Annotated in this window: 20 protein-coding genes and 1 tRNA gene; 11 read left to right on the top strand and 10 right to left on the bottom strand. The window is 63.1% G+C overall.

Annotated elements, in window-relative coordinates:
• Positions 1-252 precede the first annotated feature (252 nt).
• From NKI38_RS10965 to NKI38_RS10955, 3 genes are all read left to right on the top strand, one after another.
• Positions 253-969: a hypothetical protein gene (locus NKI38_RS10965; RefSeq protein ID WP_352657260.1), complete on the top strand. Its 717-nt coding sequence runs from the start codon at positions 253-255 to the stop codon at positions 967-969.
• Between the two features lie 354 nt (positions 970-1,323).
• Positions 1,324-1,566, top strand: coding sequence for a hypothetical protein (locus NKI38_RS10960; RefSeq protein ID WP_352657257.1), 243 nt, complete (start codon positions 1,324-1,326; stop codon positions 1,564-1,566).
• Positions 1,567-1,602: 36 nt separating this feature from the next.
• A complete protein-coding gene (locus tag NKI38_RS10955) occupies positions 1,603-2,787 on the top strand; it encodes a tyrosine-type recombinase/integrase (RefSeq protein WP_352657255.1) in 1,185 nt (394 codons plus the stop codon).
• Positions 2,788-2,902: 115 nt separating this feature from the next.
• Here NKI38_RS10955 and NKI38_RS10950 read toward each other — a convergent pair.
• Positions 2,903-2,978 (bottom strand) — tRNA-Ile (locus NKI38_RS10950).
• 134 nt (positions 2,979-3,112) lie between these two features.
• On the opposite strand from NKI38_RS10950, the gene NKI38_RS10945 reads away from it, so the two are divergent.
• Positions 3,113-3,823, top strand: a complete 711-nt coding sequence (locus NKI38_RS10945) for an SIMPL domain-containing protein (RefSeq protein WP_352657252.1) — start codon at positions 3,113-3,115, stop codon at positions 3,821-3,823.
• On the opposite strand, the gene NKI38_RS10940 is transcribed toward NKI38_RS10945, so the two are convergent.
• The 3 genes from NKI38_RS10940 to NKI38_RS10930 form a co-directional block, all read right to left on the bottom strand.
• Positions 3,784-4,017, bottom strand: coding sequence for a hypothetical protein (locus NKI38_RS10940; protein ID WP_352657250.1), 234 nt, complete (start codon positions 4,015-4,017; stop codon positions 3,784-3,786). The two genes, NKI38_RS10945 and NKI38_RS10940, sit on opposite strands and share 40 nt — an antisense overlap.
• Before the next feature lie 80 nt (positions 4,018-4,097).
• Positions 4,098-4,478: a hypothetical protein gene (locus tag NKI38_RS10935; RefSeq protein ID WP_352657247.1), complete on the bottom strand. Its 381-nt coding sequence runs from the start codon at positions 4,476-4,478 to the stop codon at positions 4,098-4,100.
• Positions 4,479-4,773: 295 nt separating this feature from the next.
• Positions 4,774-5,220: a YcgN family cysteine cluster protein gene (locus NKI38_RS10930; RefSeq protein WP_183462112.1), complete on the bottom strand. Its 447-nt coding sequence runs from the start codon at positions 5,218-5,220 to the stop codon at positions 4,774-4,776.
• A 196-nt stretch (positions 5,221-5,416) separates the two neighbouring features.
• Between NKI38_RS10930 and NKI38_RS33530 the strand changes: the two genes are divergently transcribed.
• Complete coding sequence (locus NKI38_RS33530) at positions 5,417-7,648, top strand: OmpA family protein (RefSeq protein ID WP_502899289.1); 2,232 nt, start codon at positions 5,417-5,419, stop codon at positions 7,646-7,648.
• A gap of 296 nt (positions 7,649-7,944) precedes the next feature.
• Complete coding sequence (locus NKI38_RS10915) at positions 7,945-8,460, top strand: TIGR00645 family protein (RefSeq protein WP_352657239.1); 516 nt, start codon at positions 7,945-7,947, stop codon at positions 8,458-8,460.
• A 112-nt stretch (positions 8,461-8,572) separates the two neighbouring features.
• Here NKI38_RS10915 and NKI38_RS10910 read toward each other — a convergent pair whose 3' ends face one another.
• Positions 8,573-9,439 (bottom strand): SDR family oxidoreductase, encoded by an 867-nt coding sequence (locus NKI38_RS10910; protein WP_352657236.1) that lies wholly within the window; start codon positions 9,437-9,439, stop codon positions 8,573-8,575.
• A 177-nt stretch (positions 9,440-9,616) separates the two neighbouring features.
• On the opposite strand from NKI38_RS10910, the gene NKI38_RS10905 reads away from it, so the two are divergent.
• Both NKI38_RS10905 and NKI38_RS10900 read left to right on the top strand, forming a co-directional pair.
• Positions 9,617-9,883 carry a type II toxin-antitoxin system VapB family antitoxin gene (locus NKI38_RS10905; RefSeq protein WP_352657233.1) on the top strand — a complete coding sequence of 89 codons (267 nt, stop codon included), beginning with the start codon at positions 9,617-9,619 and terminating at the stop codon, positions 9,881-9,883.
• Positions 9,880-10,269, top strand: a complete 390-nt coding sequence (locus tag NKI38_RS10900) for a type II toxin-antitoxin system VapC family toxin (protein WP_352657230.1) — start codon at positions 9,880-9,882, stop codon at positions 10,267-10,269. The genes NKI38_RS10905 and NKI38_RS10900 overlap by 4 nt, the downstream gene beginning before the upstream one ends.
• Before the next feature lie 6 nt (positions 10,270-10,275).
• Here NKI38_RS10900 and NKI38_RS10895 read toward each other — a convergent pair whose 3' ends face one another.
• Together NKI38_RS10895 and NKI38_RS10890 are read right to left on the bottom strand one after the other, a co-directional pair.
• Positions 10,276-10,905, bottom strand: a complete 630-nt coding sequence (locus NKI38_RS10895) for a helix-turn-helix transcriptional regulator (protein ID WP_352657227.1) — start codon at positions 10,903-10,905, stop codon at positions 10,276-10,278.
• An 8-nt stretch (positions 10,906-10,913) separates the two neighbouring features.
• Positions 10,914-11,786: a S1C family serine protease gene (locus tag NKI38_RS10890; protein ID WP_352657224.1), complete on the bottom strand. Its 873-nt coding sequence runs from the start codon at positions 11,784-11,786 to the stop codon at positions 10,914-10,916.
• A gap of 168 nt (positions 11,787-11,954) precedes the next feature.
• On the opposite strand from NKI38_RS10890, the gene NKI38_RS10885 reads away from it, so the two are divergent.
• Positions 11,955-12,935: a S1C family serine protease gene (locus tag NKI38_RS10885; protein ID WP_352657222.1), complete on the top strand. Its 981-nt coding sequence runs from the start codon at positions 11,955-11,957 to the stop codon at positions 12,933-12,935.
• Between the two features lie 2 nt (positions 12,936-12,937).
• On the opposite strand, the gene NKI38_RS10880 is transcribed toward NKI38_RS10885, so the two are convergent.
• Both NKI38_RS10880 and NKI38_RS10875 read right to left on the bottom strand, forming a co-directional pair.
• The gene (locus NKI38_RS10880) at positions 12,938-13,897 is read right to left on the bottom strand and encodes an arginase family protein (RefSeq protein ID WP_352657219.1); all 960 of its coding nucleotides are present in this window, start codon (positions 13,895-13,897) and stop codon (positions 12,938-12,940) included.
• A 25-nt stretch (positions 13,898-13,922) separates the two neighbouring features.
• On the bottom strand, positions 13,923-14,348 hold the full coding sequence (locus NKI38_RS10875; protein ID WP_352657216.1) for a VOC family protein: 426 nt from the start codon (positions 14,346-14,348) through the stop codon (positions 13,923-13,925).
• 66 nt (positions 14,349-14,414) lie between these two features.
• Between NKI38_RS10875 and NKI38_RS10870 the strand changes: the two genes are divergently transcribed.
• Complete coding sequence (locus tag NKI38_RS10870; protein WP_352657213.1) at positions 14,415-15,041, top strand: TetR/AcrR family transcriptional regulator; 627 nt, start codon at positions 14,415-14,417, stop codon at positions 15,039-15,041.
• Here the strand turns inward: NKI38_RS10870 and NKI38_RS10865 are convergent.
• Positions 14,974-15,930, bottom strand: a complete 957-nt coding sequence (locus NKI38_RS10865) for a LysR family transcriptional regulator (RefSeq protein ID WP_352657210.1) — start codon at positions 15,928-15,930, stop codon at positions 14,974-14,976. The two genes, NKI38_RS10870 and NKI38_RS10865, sit on opposite strands and share 68 nt — an antisense overlap.
• Before the next feature lie 111 nt (positions 15,931-16,041).
• On the opposite strand from NKI38_RS10865, the gene NKI38_RS10860 reads away from it, so the two are divergent.
• Entirely contained in the window at positions 16,042-16,677 is a 636-nt protein-coding gene (locus NKI38_RS10860; RefSeq protein WP_352657207.1) for an FMN-dependent NADH-azoreductase, read from the top strand.
• Positions 16,678-16,734 lie beyond the last annotated feature (57 nt).

Here is a 16,734-nt window from a genome sequence, read left to right as displayed (position 1 = left end):
TGCGCGCGTCCGCTAAAGGGACATTGTCGCGAGCAGGACGAAGGAAATTCGCCTCCGCCGCGGGCGGTTAACAGGACAGCCGTAGGAGCGTCAGCATAGCGCCGGCCGCAGGATGGGACGCGGGACCGACTGTCCCCGTCCACGGCGGCCCGCATGAAGCATTCGCAACAGGGAGCCGTGGGTCCAAAATCGTATTGACTTGAATGTTCTTATTTTGTTCACTGCTTTCTCAAACTGGTACAGGAGGCGAAAATGGAACTTCGCTTGAACATCGAAGGGGCAACACCTGAAGAGCATGCGCGCGGTGTCGCGGCAGCTGACGCCGTCTTTGCGCGGGCCGGCATTACCCCGTTGCAAGGCGCAGACGGCCTGTTCGCGTTGGATGGGTGGGATATCAAAGGCTTTCCCGAAGACGATCAGCCAACTGAAGACGAGGCCCGGGCTGCTGCCGTCTGGGTGGAAGCAGACAAGGCGGCGGCAACCGCCTGCTGTGCAGGCTGGCCAGAGGAAAAGGTTCCGCATCACCAGATCATGGAACTGATCAACATTCCACGCACGCGGTTGCAGGCGGACGCGGTTGTGGACTCTTGGCCGGAACGGAAGCAACTTTATCCAGACGTCGTCGAACGGCTGGAAATCACGACCGGCCCCGATCGCCAGATTGACTTCGATATTGCCTTCGTTCTCGGCTGGGTTCCGGAGCGACCGACGTTGGATCGGGTTGAGCCACTCTCGGAAGACGGCGAGCGCATCCCTTTCTTTACCAGCGATCTTGCGCAGGTCGAAGAAATGGCTCGAAAGGCTCTCAAAGACTGGACAATCGAGATTAGTCGAGACCCATATGATGCCCATGTCTTCAACCCGGCATCTAGCCATGACGATGACGAATTGCGGATGGCGGCCTGGCGCGATTTCGACGGTGTTCCGTTCTTATGGAAAAGCCGCCAGCAAATCCTGCAATCGCGCTAACGCTGGCGATGATGCGCGGACAGTCGGTACATTTCGAATAGTTGTGGTCAAACGAGGCTGATGCCGCCAGAACGGACGCCGAAACTCGAGCGGTAGCGCCGACGGTGTCCCGAGCGAAGATCGGCGCGGTGGAGGGCTACCTCGCCGATTTGCACTCCATTTTCGCCGTTTGCCGAATGGACCACTGAGACATCTTCCAAGCAGAGATACGTCTTCCTATCCATGAGGAGATCGTATTCGACATTGGACGGTGCGGTATGTCTGGTTTGGCCAGTTCGACGGCCATGTGGCGCTCTCGATGGGAGCTAGGTGGTAAGCCGCCAGCGGCGGACCGACATCTTCTAGGCGGCAGCCATGAAGGGTGATGGGCTGTCGTATCCGCCACGAGGGCTCCCCCGTGTCGAAGCTGCACGTTACGTGGGCGTTGGGCCGACGCTTTTTGACGAGATGGTTGCCGATCGCCGCATGCCGAAACCGAAGCGTATCAACAGTCGGGTGATTTGGGACCGTGTTGAACTCGACATCGCGTTCTCTGAACTTCCGAGTAAAGAAGATGGTCTGGGGGCTTTGCTGGCCGCAAGTCCGAAGATAAAATGAAGTGGCAACGGGCTATTCATGACTTGATGGTGCGTCATGGCAACTCATCCGGACTATCCCTGCGCCTCCTCGCGCGTCAAGAATGGGAAAATTATCTGGCGTTTCCGCGCAAATCGCCATGCCCCTCAGATTGCTCTTCCTGGTGAGCCCGGCGACGAAATGTTCGAAGCGGCATACCAGCGCGCTATCAGTGGCCAAGCCGCCAAAGCGCAGATCATCGACCTCCCAGGACGAGCGCTACCAAAGACTTTCGGGCAAGCTGCCCGGCGCCTCGAAGGAACTATGGAATGGGCCGATTTCGACCCTGCGACACAGGACAAAAACAGAAGTCTGATTGAACGCTTCTTGAACACGCCCGTGGACCCAACGCACGTCCTGACGTGGCGCGACGTGCCGGTGGAATACATGGACGCCGACCGCCTGAGGTCAATCATCGAAGGCATTTTCAAGAAGAACCGGACAGTTGCAAAACACACACTCGTCGCTATCAAAAAGCTCTTGTGGGTGGCTATTGAGATCGAGAAATGGATCAAACCACAGAACGATCCGTCGCTATCCATTCGCGTCCGCGTCCCGAAATCAACGAAGAACCCAGCATGGCCAATTGCTATCCGGGAGAAGTTCGAGCAACGGCATCCGATAGGCACACGCGCGCGCACTTGCTATGCGCTTGGCTTCTGGCTCGGTAACCGACGCGGCGACATCGCGGATCTTGATTGGGAAGATCTTGTGCTTGAGGAAGTCGAGCTTTTCGATAGTTCGCTGGTGGCCATTGAGGCATTCTCCTTCCGCCAAAGGAAGAACCGCAATCGCCACGGCGGCAGAGAGATGTTCATACCCGTTGTCGACAAACTGGCTATGGCGCTAGAGCCGCTTGACCGGTCCGCGGGAGGAACGGTGCTGAAGACCGCCTATGGCAACCCGTTCTCGGAAAAAAGCCTCACCGGCATGATGGCACACTGGACCAGGCAAGCCGGCATTCCGGAGGGCTACACACTGCACGGGCTACGCCGTACCTTCGGCACGTATCTCGCCGAGTGCAACATCCAAGCCAGGGCTATCATGGAAGCAATGGGACACTCCTCCATGGCAGTGACTGACGAGTATGTGCGGGACGCCAACAAGAAGCGCATCGCCGTAGATATCGCGAGAGCGATCAACCAGCGCGAACAAAAGCGCGATCAAATGAAGCGCCAGACAAATTTGCGGATCGTCCGATGACGAGAAATCTTAGCGATCGAGCCCAAGGCCGACATTGAGGCGCCACGGTGAGCGTGGGCCCAGCGTGGGCCAACCGTGGGCCTTCACGAAATTTATGCAATAAAATCAATGGTTATGGTGGGCCCGGAGGGACTCGAACCCCCAACCAAGCGGTTATGAGCCGCCGGCTCTAACCATTGAGCTACAGGCCCCACGCCGGCTGGATTAATGTTTTTCCCATCGCGGCACAAGGCTTTCCCGACGGGCTTCCGCAGATCGCCCAAATCAACCCATAATCGCGCCCTACGCGACCTTTGCGACTTGATCGCAGACCAAGGAGATTTTCATGACCAGACACCTTTTGCCTCTCGCGCTCGCCGCTGCAATCGCTTTTCCGGCGATGGCTGGAGCCACCGATTTGCCGACGCCGCCCCGCATCATCGTGTCAGGTGAAGGCGAAGCAACCGTAGCCCCCGATCTGGCGGTCCTGACGCTGAGCGTCATGCGCGAGGCCAAGACCGCGCGCGCCGCGCTCGACGCCAACAATGATGCCATGGCCGCCGTGATCGCGGCGATGAAGTCGGCCGGCATCAAGGACCGCGACCTGCAGACCGCAGGCATCCAGATCAACCCGCGCTACAACTACACCAACAAGCCGGACGGCAGCCAGGAAGCCGAACTCATCGCCTATCAGGTGACCAACACGCTTTCGGTGCGGGTGCGCGATGTCGACAAGACCGGCGAGATCCTCGACAAGGCGGTGTCGCTGGGCGTCAACCAGGGCGGCGGCATCGCCTTCACCAATGACAACCCGGCGGCAACGGTCAGCGAAGCGCGCAAGAAGGCGGTCGCCAATGCGATGGCCAAGGCCAAGACGCTGGCCGAGGCCGCCGGCGTCAGCCTCGGCAAGGTGCTCGAGATCACCGACCAGAACATCGCGCCGACGCCGATGCCGATCAATGCCAAGGCCTTCGACGCCGCGGGTGCCGCGGCTCCGGTGCAGGCTGGCGAGAATTCCTACAATGTGCAGGTCACCGTAACCTTCGAGTTGAAGTAACCGGCACAGAACGATCCGTGGCCTTGCCCGGCCACGGATACAGTCACCAGCCAATAGCGTGCATGAAAAATCCCGCGGGATTGCTCCCGCGGGGTCTTTTCGAGCCACACCCCCTGACCTTCGCAGAAGGTCGTGTCTCCCAGCTGATCTTGCTTAAAGATCATGCTGCCTGGCTGATCTTCGTAGAAGATCATGCCTCTAAGCTCCCAGGCTGATCTTTTCCGAACCGCAGGTTCGGGAAGATCATGCCCCTACAATCAAGCTGAACCCAGCCTCAGCGATAGATAACCGGGCAGCCGCGCTCGTTGGCAAACACGACCACGACGCGGTCGCCGTCCTGGCGGCCCATCACCTTCACCGTACGACGGCTGACGTCGACGATGCGGGCACGGTAGAGGCCCATGCGTTCGGCCTTGTCGAGGGCACGGTCCGGCGAACAGCCACGACGCCAGCCGCCGCGGCGTTCATCACGCCAGTCGCCACGGCGTTCATCACGGCGATGGCGATAGCCATCGTCGCCGGTATAGACGCCGAAACGCGGGTCGTTGTTGTTGCCGAAGCCGAGATAGAGGCTGTCGGCATGAGCGGGGATAGCCATCAGCGTGCCGAGACCGACCATGGCCGAAAGGGCTGCCGTCTTGATGGTGTTGAACATTGTCTTCTCTCCTTCATTGCGGGCTTTCACCCGTCCTCGTGAACCGATGGTGGGAGAATGCACTTACCTGTCTGAACTCTTTACGAACCTGCTGTTCATCTCTGGTTCATGTGGCGGGAAAAAGGAAATTCCGGCCATTCGCCATCGTCCACAGCCTGTGGTGAGCACCAAAAAGTTGGCTCGGCACCCGGTTCCGACCCAGCGGATTGGCTGAAGATCACCTGCCCCCAACCCGACCCCTGCGGTTCGTCATCCCCGGCGCGAGCCTCAGGATTCGTCGTCCCCGGCGCGAGCCTCAGGGCTCGTCGTCCAGCATGTAGTCAAAATAGTCCTCAGGCTCGGCAAGATCGGTCTCGCTCGCCTTGACCCGGCCGCGCATCGAGATGCCGGCTTCATGCACGGTCTCGGCGCTGCCCGACACCAGCCGGTGCCACCAGTAGAGATCGCGGCCCTCGGCCACTAGCCGGTAGGCGCAGGTGCTGGGCAGCCAGCTGATGGTGCGCACATTCTGCGGCGTCAGCCCGACGCAGTCGGGAACGCGCGCCAGCCGGTTGGCATAGTCCGAACAGCGGCAGGTCTGCGCGTCGAACAGCCGGCAGCCGACGCTGGTCCAGTAGATTTCGCCGGTATCCTCGTCCTCGAGCTTCGACAGGCAGCATTTGCCGCAGCCGTCGCAGAGCGATTCCCACTCGGCCGGGCTCATCGCCTCCAGCGTCTTGGTTTTCCAGAATGGCGTTTCCATTCCCGGCATGTGGCCCTAGCCGCCGGCAAGGTCAAGCAGGGCAACGGGCCGAATGCGGCGGCGCCTGCTGAAAGACACGAAGTTGCCTTCAAAAGGCCGGCCAATCGCCCCGTACGGCCTCTATCTCAGCCAAACTGGAACCAATCGACGCAAGATCGGTTTCGGCAAGGATGGGACCCCACAAGGAGAGTTTTCGATGAAACGCCAACCACGGATTCTGGCCGGCACCGCACTTGGCCTGCTTATGGCATCCGCGCCGTTGGGCGCGTTCCCGCTTCGGGAAAGTGCCGCGTTCGGCCCTACCCAGCGCACGTCAGCCCCATTCATTTTGGCGCAAGCGGCGTGCGCCGAGGGCGAATCGGCCGAAGCCTGCGCGCAGAAGCAGCAGGCGGAGCCGGAACAAAAGCGCGAGCGCAAGAGGGCCGCGCCTGAACAGCAGGCAGCGCCTGCCCAGAGCGAGCAGCCCGAGCAGCCCGCCGAGGAGCAGCAGCCACGCAGGAAGAAGCGCGATCAGCAGCAGCAGACCCAGCAGGCGCCGGCCGAACAGGCCGCTCCGGCCGAGGAACAGCAGCCGCGCAGGAAGAAGCGCGATCAGCAGCAACAGACCGAACAGGCACCGGCCGAACAGGCCGCACCCGCCGAGGAACAGCAGCCGCGCAGGAAGAAGCGCGATCAGCAGCAACAGACCGAACAGGCGCCAGCCGAACAAGCCGCACCCGCCGAGGAACAGCAGCCGCGCAGGAAGAAGCGCGATCAGCAGCAGCAGACCGAACAGGCGCCGGTCGAACAGGCCGCACCCGTCGAGGAACAGCAGCCGCGCAGGAAGAAGCGCGATCAGCGGCAGCAGACTGAGCAGGCGCCGGCCGAACAACCTGCCGAGCAGGCGGCCCCGGCAAACGACAACAACCCACAGCCCCTGCGCAAGAAGCACAAGCAGGACCAGCAGATCGAAGCCGCACCCGCCGAACAGGCGCCGGCCAGGAAGCAAGCGCCCGCCGGCGAGCCTGTTCCGCAAGCCGAACCGCTTCAGCCCGAGCAGCAGGCGGCGCCCGCCGAGGGCGAACAGCAGCCTCAGGAAAAGAAGAAGCGCGGCAAGAAGCCTGTCGGCGAACAGCCGGTGACGGGAGAGCAGCCGGCCACCGGAGAACAACCGTCGACGGCCGAACAACCCGCCAATGGCCGGCAGCCCGTGACCGGCGAACAGCCGGCCCAAGGTGAACAGCCGGCCCAGGGTGGAAATGCGGCCCAGGGTGAAGCCCCGGCCGAGAAGAATGCAGCCCCCATCCTCGACAGCCAGAAGGATGTCCTGCGCAAGCGCAAGGGCAAGAACGGTCCACAGGGAGGCGAGAATGCGAGTGGCGAGCAGGCCAACCAGCCTGCCCAGCAGAATGGCGAGCAGGCGCAGGCTCCAAAGCCTGCCCCGGTCGACCAGGGACCACCACCCACCGACGACAGGTCGGCCCAACAGGCAATCCAGCCTGAAAAGATCGCCCCTGTGACGGAGGAAAAGGGCAAACGCGTCGAGCGTGCGCCCGATGAGAACGTCCGCGACCGTCGGCGTCCGAAAGGCGTCGACGTCGTCAGGGAACTCGGCGACCGCGTCATCCTCCAGTTCAACAACCAGACGATCGTGGAAAGCAATGACGCTCCGCGTATGCACCGCGGCGCCAGGAACGTGTACTATGAGGATCTGTCGGGCGATCGCACCCGGGAAATTGTCGAGCGTGACAATGGTGTCCAGATCGTCACCATCCGCAACCGCTACGGCGACGTCATCCAGCGTTCGCGCATTGCGCCGGATGGACGCGAGTATGTGCTGAGCTATGTCGACGAGCGGCACTATGAGGATGAGAGCGACTGGCGCGATCCGGGCGATGACCTGCCGCCGATGCGGCTCACCATTCCGCGCGAAGAGTACATCCTGGACTCCGAGGATGTGGAGGATCCGGACGACTATTACACCTTCCTCGAACAGCCGCCGGTGGAACGGGTGCAGCGGCTCTACTCGATCGACGAGGTCAAGCGTTCGGCCCGCGTGCGCGACATCGCACGCCGCGTCGATCTCGACACGCTCAACTTCGAATTCGGCTCGGCCTCTATCTCCGACACCGAGGTGCAGAAGCTCGAGGGCGTCGCCACCGCCATGGAGAAGCTGTTGAAGAAGAACCCGGCCGAGACCTTCCTGATCGAAGGCCACACCGACGCAGTCGGCACACCGGAGGCGAACCTCGCTCTGTCCGATCGCCGCGCGGAAGCGGTGGCGGAGGCGCTGACCAACGCCTTCGGCATACCGCCGGAAAACCTCACGACACAGGGCTATGGCGAGCAGTATCTGAAGGTCAACACGGCGGCGCCCAACCGCGAGAACCGGCGCGTTGCCATCCGCCGCATCACCTCGCTGGTGGCGCCTGTGGCCAGCAACAAATAGGCCATGATTTCAAAATCATGACCTGGTTTGTAGAACCGGAACGACAAGCATCCATCCCCGGCCCTGCCGGGGATGGATCGACGTGCCGGGTTCAACAAGAATTGTACTGGTATGCAACCGGGCTCATTGAATCGAAGGCGCACCTATCCCAGATTCAGGACTGGGCGTTCCCTGCCCCGTCCCGACTCCAGCGGGACGCATTGAGCCCCGCCGGACCCTCTCCGGCGGGGTTTTTTGCCTTGCAAACTGCGGTGGCCTAACCGAAATACGGCCGAAGAACCAATCGGAACCACCTCATGAAGCGTCTCGAACTCGCCATCGAATCGATCATTCTTGCCTCGCGCTGGCTGCTGGTCGTCTTCTATCTCGGTTTGGGTGTGGCGCTGGCCATTTATGGGCTTTCGTTCGGCAAGAAGCTCTACGAGTTCATCACCTTGGCCTTCACGCTCGGCGACACCGACACCATCCTGAAGATGCTCGGCCTCATCGACGCGGCACTGGTCGCCTCGCTGGTGGTGATGGTCATCATCTCGGGCTACGAGAATTTCGTCAGCCGCTTCGACGACCAGGACGGCGGCGTCCACTGGCTGGGCACGATCGATGTCGGGTCGCTGAAGGTCAAGGTCGCCTCGACCATCGTCGCTATCTCCTCCATCCACCTTTTGCAGGTGTTCTTGAACTCATCCTCCTACACTACCGACCAGCTGATGTGGCTGACCATCATCCATCTCGCCTTCGTCGTCTCGGCGTTCATGCTCGCCTATATCGACCGGCTGATGGGGCTGAGCAAAGGCAAGAAGAGCGTGGAGTGAGCCAGCGTCTGCCGGGCGTTGAATCATCCCGGCAGGATCGATGCCCTACAGACTTGTTTGAGCTAGGCTTTCCCGTGACTCAGGCGGACGGCTTGGCTCCAACGCCCAGGGCCTAATAGATATTCTTGATCTTGCTGTCCGTACGCGCAAACACCTCGTCCGGCACGAAAAAGTCGCCGGCCAGAGGCCCTGTCGCATCAGGTGAATAGACCGAGAAGTCGCTGACACCCTCGGCGCGCAGCACCTCCTCGTCGATGTAGAAATTGCCGGTCGCCTCATGCGACGGCCGCATGAAGATGGCATGTGCGGCATCTGCCATGATGTCGGGCAAACGGCTCATCGCCGCCACCGTCGCGCCACCGAGCAGATTGCGCACCGCCGCCGTATCGATGGTCGAGATCGGCCACAGCGAATTGACGGCGATGCCGTCCTTGGCGAACTCGGCGCTCATGCCCAGCGTGCACATCGACATGCCGAACTTGGCCATCGTGTAGGCGACGTGGTTCTTGAACCACTTGGCCTTCATGTCGAGCGGCGGCGCCAGATTCAGGATATGAGGATTGCTGGCTAACTTCAGGTGTGGAATGCACATTTTGGAGACCAGGAAGGTGCCGCGCATGTTGATCTGATGCATCAGGTCATAGCGCTTCATGTCGGTCTCCAGCGTGCCGGTGAGCTGGATGGCGCTGGCATTGTTGACGCAGATGTCGATGCCGCCGAATTTTTCGACAGTCCTTGCGACCGCCTCGGCAACCTGAGCCTCCTCGCGGATGTCGCACAGCACCGGCAGCGCCTTGCCGCCGGCCTGCTCGATCTCTTCAGCCGCCGTATAGATCGTGCCCGGCAGCTTTGGATGCGGCTCGGCGGTCTTGGCCGCGATCGTCACATTGGCGCCGTCGCGCGCAGCACGCAGCGCAATCGCCAGCCCGATGCCGCGCGATCCGCCGGAGATGAACAGCGTCTTTCCCTTGAGCGACATTTTTCCTCCGCCTGCGTATTTTCCTTACGCAATCCTTGCCTGTGGCGGTCACGGATACAAGAGCTTGCGGTGCGACGCCGTGGTGACGCTGCGGCGGCTGGCGCGGGCCTACGGTCCAAATCTGTTGGAATTGCTGAGCGTTCGATATATATTCTATACAGATAGGTAGAATATAGCATGGCACTGTCGATTAAGAACATGGAAGTCGAGCAAATGGCGCGCGAACTCGCTCGACGCCGCCGCGTGTCGGTGACCGAGGCCATCCGCCAGAGTCTCGAGCGCGAGATTGCACGCGAGCGGCTGGTGCCGCGCGACGAAACCAGCGACCTGTTTCAGCGATTGATGGCGATCTCCGACAGCGCCGGGAAGATCCCCAAACGCGAAAATGCGATGACCGACGACGAAATCCTCGGCTACGACGAATTCGGGATCCCGACGAAATGATCATCGATTCCTCGGCCCTGGTCGCTATCCTGCGCGCCGAGCCTGGTCACGAGCGTTTGGTGTTGGCGATCGCACAGGCCAAAAGGCGGCTGTTGGGGGCGCCAACCTTTCTTGAAACGACGATGGTGCTCGCGGGCGGCAAGCAGGATGAAATCCTTGATCGCCTCGACGACTTCCTGCGCACCGCCTCGATCGGGACCGTTGCCTTTACCGCCGACCATGCCGCCGTCGCACGCCAGGCCTTCCTGCGCTACGGCAAGGGCCGGCATCCGGCGGCGCTGAATTTTGGCGACTGCATCGCCTACGCCACGGCGCGTCTCGAAGCCATGCCGCTGCTGTTCAAGGGTGAGGATTTCCGCCTCACCGATATTGAGGCGGCGGTGTGATCGATATCAGACCAGCACCAGCCCCTGCCGCATCGCAATGGCGATTGCGTCGGTGCGGTTGGCGGCACCCAGCTTGATCAGGATTGCGGCGACGTGGAACTTCGCCGTGTGTACGGAAATATTCAGCCGCCGCGCGATCACCTTGTTGGGCGCGCCCTCGGCCAGCAGCGCCAGTACTTCCGCCTCGCGCGGTGACAGCACCGGGCGGACAGTATGATCATCGGAGGCTTCATCCTCGAACGGCCCGCCATCGCCGGCAGGGAAGTCGTCATGGCGCCTGCTTCTGCCATCGCCCGATACGCGATAGCCGGCCGCTGCCAGCCGCGCCGCAGCGACGATCAACAAATCGTCCGCGCCAGCGGACATCACAGCCAACACCTCGCCGGCAGGCCGCTCGATGTTGGCGCGCCCCGACAGCAGCACCCGTGGGATGGAGGCCGGCACTGCGTCGCCGCTGCTGTCGTCGACGATGGCGACGTCGGCTCTGCCGGCCACGACCGGCAGCAGGTCATCGCTCGCGGCAAGCGCGGCAGCCAGGCGCTCGGCGCGCGACGCGTCGCCAAGCGCAATCAGCACCACCAGCCGCCGCGAGGCGGCACCGTCAGTCATGATCCGGTCGCTGGTGAGCGTGTCCATCACTCCTCTCAGGAAAGTGGCTTTTCGCCGATCGTCAGCGCGACATCACGCTGTTCGCCGCCGCGTACGACGCCGAGCATTACCGAAGCGCCGGCGCTGTCAGGCCCGAGCCTGCGGATCAGGTCGCGCGGACCATGCACGGCCTCGCCGTTCCACGCCACGATGATATCGCCGAGAGAGAGGCCGGCGGCCTTGGCCGGGCCATCCTCGTCCAGGCTCATCACCATCGCGCCATGCGCGTCGCGGTCGCGCACCGGATGCAGGCCGGCGCCGAGATATCCGCGCGCGACATGACCTTTTTCGCGCAGCGTCGCAACCGCCCGCTCGATTGTCTCGTAAGGCATCACCAGCGCCCGGTGGCGCGGCCCGAACAACAGCATGCCGATCAGCGCACCCTTGGCGTCGAGCACCGGGCCGCCCTCGAAGCGGCCGCCGGCGCCGACGGCAAGATTGATGCGCCGGTCGATGGTGCCGCCGCGCATCGAACGCCAAGCCGGGCCGACCTCGCCGACCGAGCCCGATACGGCCAGAGCGGAACCGTCACTGTTGCCGATGGCGATGGCGATGTTGCCGGGCCGCACCGCACCAGCCTTGGCCAACGGCGCGGCGTTGACGGCAATAGCCGGCTTCAGCAGGGCGACGCCGGTCGAAGGATCACGGCCAATGAGTTCGGCCCTCACCGTCTCGCTCGAGGCCAGCACCAGCTCGATCTCCTCGCCGGCCTCGACAGCCTCTTCGGCGGTGACGAAATAACCGTCACGCCAGTGAAAGGCGGTTGCTGTGCGGTGATGATGCGTGGCGAAACTCGCCGTTGCCGGCGCCGCCTTGGCGGCGAGGTCGGCGACGGCTTCCGAAAACGCACTCAGATTGAAATCGCTCATATTGGTCTCCTGGGTTCATCCATGCCCCAGATATCGCTCGATAGCGCGCTCAGAGGTACTCGCCTGACGGCTAGTTGCCGGTTTGACTGGCCATCTGGTCAGGTCGCGGCGGTTCCAGCCGCTCCGCACATATAGTCACGATCAAGCCTGATAACACGGAGCCCACCGATGGCCCTCGCCGCCGCCGAATTCCAAACCGACGACACATTGGCCGATGACATATTGGCCGACAACACGCTGCTTGACGCCTATTCGACGACGGTCGCCGATGCGGTCGACCGCATCGGCCCGGCCGTCTGCCGCATCGAGCGCGTTGGCGGTCAGGGCGGCCACGGTTCCGGCTTCGTCATCGCGCCGGACGGGCTGGTGGTCACCAATTTCCATGTCGTCGGCGATGCCAGGACAGTGCGCGTCTCGATGCCGGACGGCGCGTCCCGCGAAGGCCGCGTGCTCGGCCGCGACCCCGACACCGACATCGCGTTGGTGCGCGCCGACGGCAGCTTCGCCGATGTCGCGCCGCTGGGCGATTCCAAGCGGCTGCGGCGCGGCCAGATCGCGATTGCCATCGGCAATCCGCTAGGCTTCGAATGGACCGTCACGTCAGGCGTCGTCTCGGCACTCGGCCGCTCGATGCGCGCCTCGACCGGCCGGCTGATCGACGATGTCATCCAGACCGACGCGGCACTCAACCCCGGCAATTCCGGCGGGCCTCTGGTGTCGTCGGCCGGCGAGGTCATCGGCGTCAACACCGCCATGATCCACGGCGCGCAAGGCATCGCCTTCGCGGTCGCCTCCAACACCGCCAATTTCGTCATTTCGGAGATCATCCGCTTCGGCCGCGTGCGCCGCGCCTTCATCGGCGTTTCGGCCGACACAGCCAATTTGCCGCGCCGCGCCGCGCTGCTGTCGCAAGTGTCGAGCAAGACGGCGGTTCGGCTGCGCAGTGTCGAAAAGGACGGTCCGGCAGCCAAGGCCGGCCTGAAGGAGGGCGACATCATCGCCGCCATCGATGGCCGCCCGGTCACCGGCGTCGACGACCTCGTGCGTTTGCTCGACGCCGAACGCATCGGCCGCGAAACACTGTGCACCGTCGTGCGCCGCACCGGTGTCAGCCAGGTGACGGTGACGCCGGTGGCAAGGGCGAGCTAGTGCTATACTGACGCAAACACTCGCCCGAACAGCGAGACCAGCAACGCCGCCAGGTCGCCTGTCGGATCGAGGTCGGGATCAAAGATCGTTATGTCCATGCCGACGCAGGCGGAACCGGCTACCAGCGCTGAGAGGACGGCAACGAGGTCGTCCGGATCGATGCCTGGGCTGCCCGGCGAATCCACCGCCGGCATCACCGTCTGGTCGAGCACATCGATGTCGAGATGCAGCCAGTAGGGGGACCGCGCCAGCGTCGCGCGGGTCTTTTCCAGCACCTTCGCCACGCCGAGTTCACGTGCGGCAAAGACGTCGATCAGCGTCATGGCGGTGGAATTGATATCAGGCCAGGCGAAGTCGGCGTCGCGGCTCTCGCGTTCGCCGATCTGGATCACCTGTTCGTCCGCCACCAGCGGCACGGCAATGCCTGGCCAGTCGGTCAGCAACGGCTCGCCACGCCCGGTAGCGAGCGCGAGGTCCATCCCAGCGGCCGAGCCGAGCGCGGCGGCGACATCATAATTGCCGGGGTGACGGAAATCGCTGTGGCCATCGACATGCACCAGCGACAGCGGACCGGAGCACCGCGCCGCCGCCAGCGCGCCAAGCAGGATCGAGCAATCGCCGCCAATGACCAGCGGGAACTCGCCGCGCCCGAGTGCGCCGGCGACGATCCCGGCAAGCTCCAGATTGAAGCGACGGATCGCAGGACCGTTGCGCAGCCGGGTGCCCGGCTGGGGTTCGGTGCTGTATGCCGGCCGCTCGAGATCGACCACCTTGGCCGGCGAAAGCACCTCGACCAGGCCGGCCTCGCTCAGTGCCTCCGGCGCCCGCCACGTCCCGGGCACATGGCCGGGGTGCAGCGGCCGAAGGCCGAGATTGGACGGAGCGCGGATAAGGCAGATCTTGCGCATGGGCAGGCTCGCGTTTGTCGAGCCACCATAGAGCGAGGCGACGGGGCCAGCCAAGCGGCCGCGGCTCCGGCGTCGCCATTCAGGCCCCCGCTGCCCCCTCTTTATACTGCGCCAAAAATTCCTCACTGGGCGGGATCGGCTTGATGACGTCGATCAGCACGCCGTTGGGGTCCTTGGTGATGAAATGGCGCTGGCCGAAGGGCTCGTCGCGCAAGGATCGAAGGATCGGCAGGCCGGCGGCAAGGACGCGCTCGTAGACCGCGTCCGGATCGCGAACCTCGAAATTGATCAGCAGGCCCGATGTGCGGCCCCGCCCCGCTTGCGGGATCGTTTCGTGGTCGCCCTGGACGATGCCGAGATTGACTCTGCTGTTATCCATCGATCGCAGATGCACGTACCAGTCGCTCTCAAACAGCGGCTGGAAGCCGAAATGTCTGACATAAAAAGCCGCCGTCCCGGCGACGTCGCCGGTCATCAGTACCGGATAATAGCTTGTGGTCTTCATCTTTCCTTCTCCCCTCAGATAACATACAGTCTGTATGCAAATTTGACTAACATACAGGCTGCATGTATGCAACAGGACTCCGCGCGCCGTTCCAACCGCGACCGCACCGAGGCGACGCGCGCCGACCTGATTGCCGCGGCGCGAAAGCTGTTCACCGAAAAGTCCTATGCCGAGACCGGCACGCCCGAGATCGTTGCCGCCGCCGGCGTCACGCGCGGCGCGCTCTACCATCATTTCGCCGACAAGCAGGCGCTATTTGCCGCCGTGGTCGAGCAGGAGGCGGCAGCGGTCGCCGAAGAGATCGAGCACGCCTCGCCGCCGTCGCTGTTTGCCCGCGACGCACTCATTGCCGGTTCGGATGCCTATCTCGCCGCCATGCGTGCGCCCGGCCGCACACGGCTGCTGTTGCTCGATGGGCCGGCCGTGCTCGGCCGCGCCGCCATGGACGAGATCGACAACCGTCACGGTAACCGCTCGCTGCGCGAAGGTCTGGTTGCGGCAATGCGGGCGCAGACGATGACGAGATTGCCGGCGGAGGCACTGACAGCGCTCTTTGCCGCTGCCTTCGACCGCGCCGCGCTGGCCATCGAGGCCGGTGCCTCGGCCGAGGATTACCGCGCCGTGCTCATGGCACTGATCGAAGGTCTGTCTCCGGCTCCTCCTCAGGCACCTCGCCCGGTTCGAACTCGTTGAAGCAGCCGAGCTGTCGCTTGAACTGGTGGATCAGCCAGGCCGCCGCCGGCTTCGGGCTGCGATCGTTGCGATGCATGGCAAACAGGGGAGAACTCACCTCCCTGAAGGACTCGAGGTCGAGTTCGACCAGCCGGCCGCTCGCCAGATCGTCGGCGATCAGCCAGCGCGGTAGCCCGCCCCAGCCCAACCCCTCGCGCATCAGCGTATGCTTGGTGCGCATGTCCGTCAGCCGCCATGTGCGGTAGGCGTAGACGCCGAAGTCGCGCCCCTTGGTGCGCTCCGATTGATCGGTGACGACAAGCTGGGTGTGTTCGCGCGCATCCTCGATCGCCACCGGTTTCGGCAGCAACGCCAGCGGGTGGGTGGGCGCGGCAGCCAGCACGATCGACATGAAGCCGATGCGCACAAGATGCACGTCGACCTCGCCCAGCAAGCCACCAATGCCAAGGTCGGCCTGGCCGCTGACGACATGGTCGGGGATCAGGCCGAGCGTGCCGATATGTAGCCGCAGCATCACGGTCGGAAACTGCGCCTCGAATGCCTTCAGTACCCGAACCAGCACCGGTGAGGGCAGCGCCGCATCGACCGACAGCGCGACTTCAGCCTCAAGCCCCTGGTGGTGGCCGTCGACGCGCGAGCGAATGCGCTGCAGCACGCCGACCATGCGGCGTGCATCCTCCAGCATCGCCCGGCCGATCTCGGTCAGCTGCGGCTCGCGCGTCCCCTCGCGCTCGAACAGTTTCAGCCCGAGCTGCGCCTCGAGATTGGCGATGCCATAGCTGATGACGGACTGCGCCCGGTTGAGCTTGCGGCCGGCGGCCGAGAAGCTGCCTGTATCAGCGACTGTCACAAAGATCTGAAGTTGGTCGAGCGTTGGGTTGGGCTGCATCGCTATATCTAACTTATGGATGGATCGTATAGAAAATATACCAGTTTATCGAATGGGTCGATAGCCCCATATCTGGCGGGACAAATCATTCCAACCGCTGGAGAGCCCAAAATGTCCATTCTTCTCGTCACCTCGAGCCCGCGCGGCGCCGCCTCGCATTCGACTCGCATCGCTACCGAATTCGCTGAAAAGCTCGTCGCCGCCGATCCGTCGAACACGCTTGTCGTGCGCGACCTCGTCGCCAATCCGCTCCCCCATATCGACGCCGACTACGCCAGCGGCATCTACGTGCCGGCAGAAGCCCGCACTCCGCGCCAAGCTGAAGTCGTCGGCGTCTCCGATGTAGTGCTCGACGAGTTATTCGCCGCCGACACGGTGATCCTGGCCACAGGCTTTATCAACTTCAACATCTCCTCGACGCTGAAGTCCTGGGTCGACCACATCTCTCGTTCCGGCAAGAGCTTTGCCTATGGCGAGAACGGCCCCAAGGGTCTCGTCACCGGCAAGAAGGTCTATATCGTGCTGGCTTCGGGTGGCATCTATTCGGAAGGTGCTGCCGTGCAGTTCGATCACGCCATTCCCTACCTGCGCGGCGTGCTCGGCTTCCTCGGCATGACCGATGTCGACGTCATTCGCATCGAAGGGGTCAGCATGGGGCCTGACGCGGTGGCATCAGCGCTCGCCAGGGCGACCGCAAAGGTCGACGCCGTGGTGGCCGCCACCCGGGATGTCGCGGCGGCAGCTTAAGTCACCCCGATCAACTGGATTGAAAAGGCAGGCGCGGCGCGCCTGCCTTTTTTCGTT

Source organism: Mesorhizobium sp. M0621 (assembly GCF_040320745.1).
Classification (GTDB): Bacteria; Pseudomonadota; Alphaproteobacteria; order Rhizobiales; family Rhizobiaceae; genus Mesorhizobium.
The sequence above is the reverse complement of the archived record's forward strand: the minus strand, read 5'-3'. Positions and strand labels throughout refer to the sequence as shown.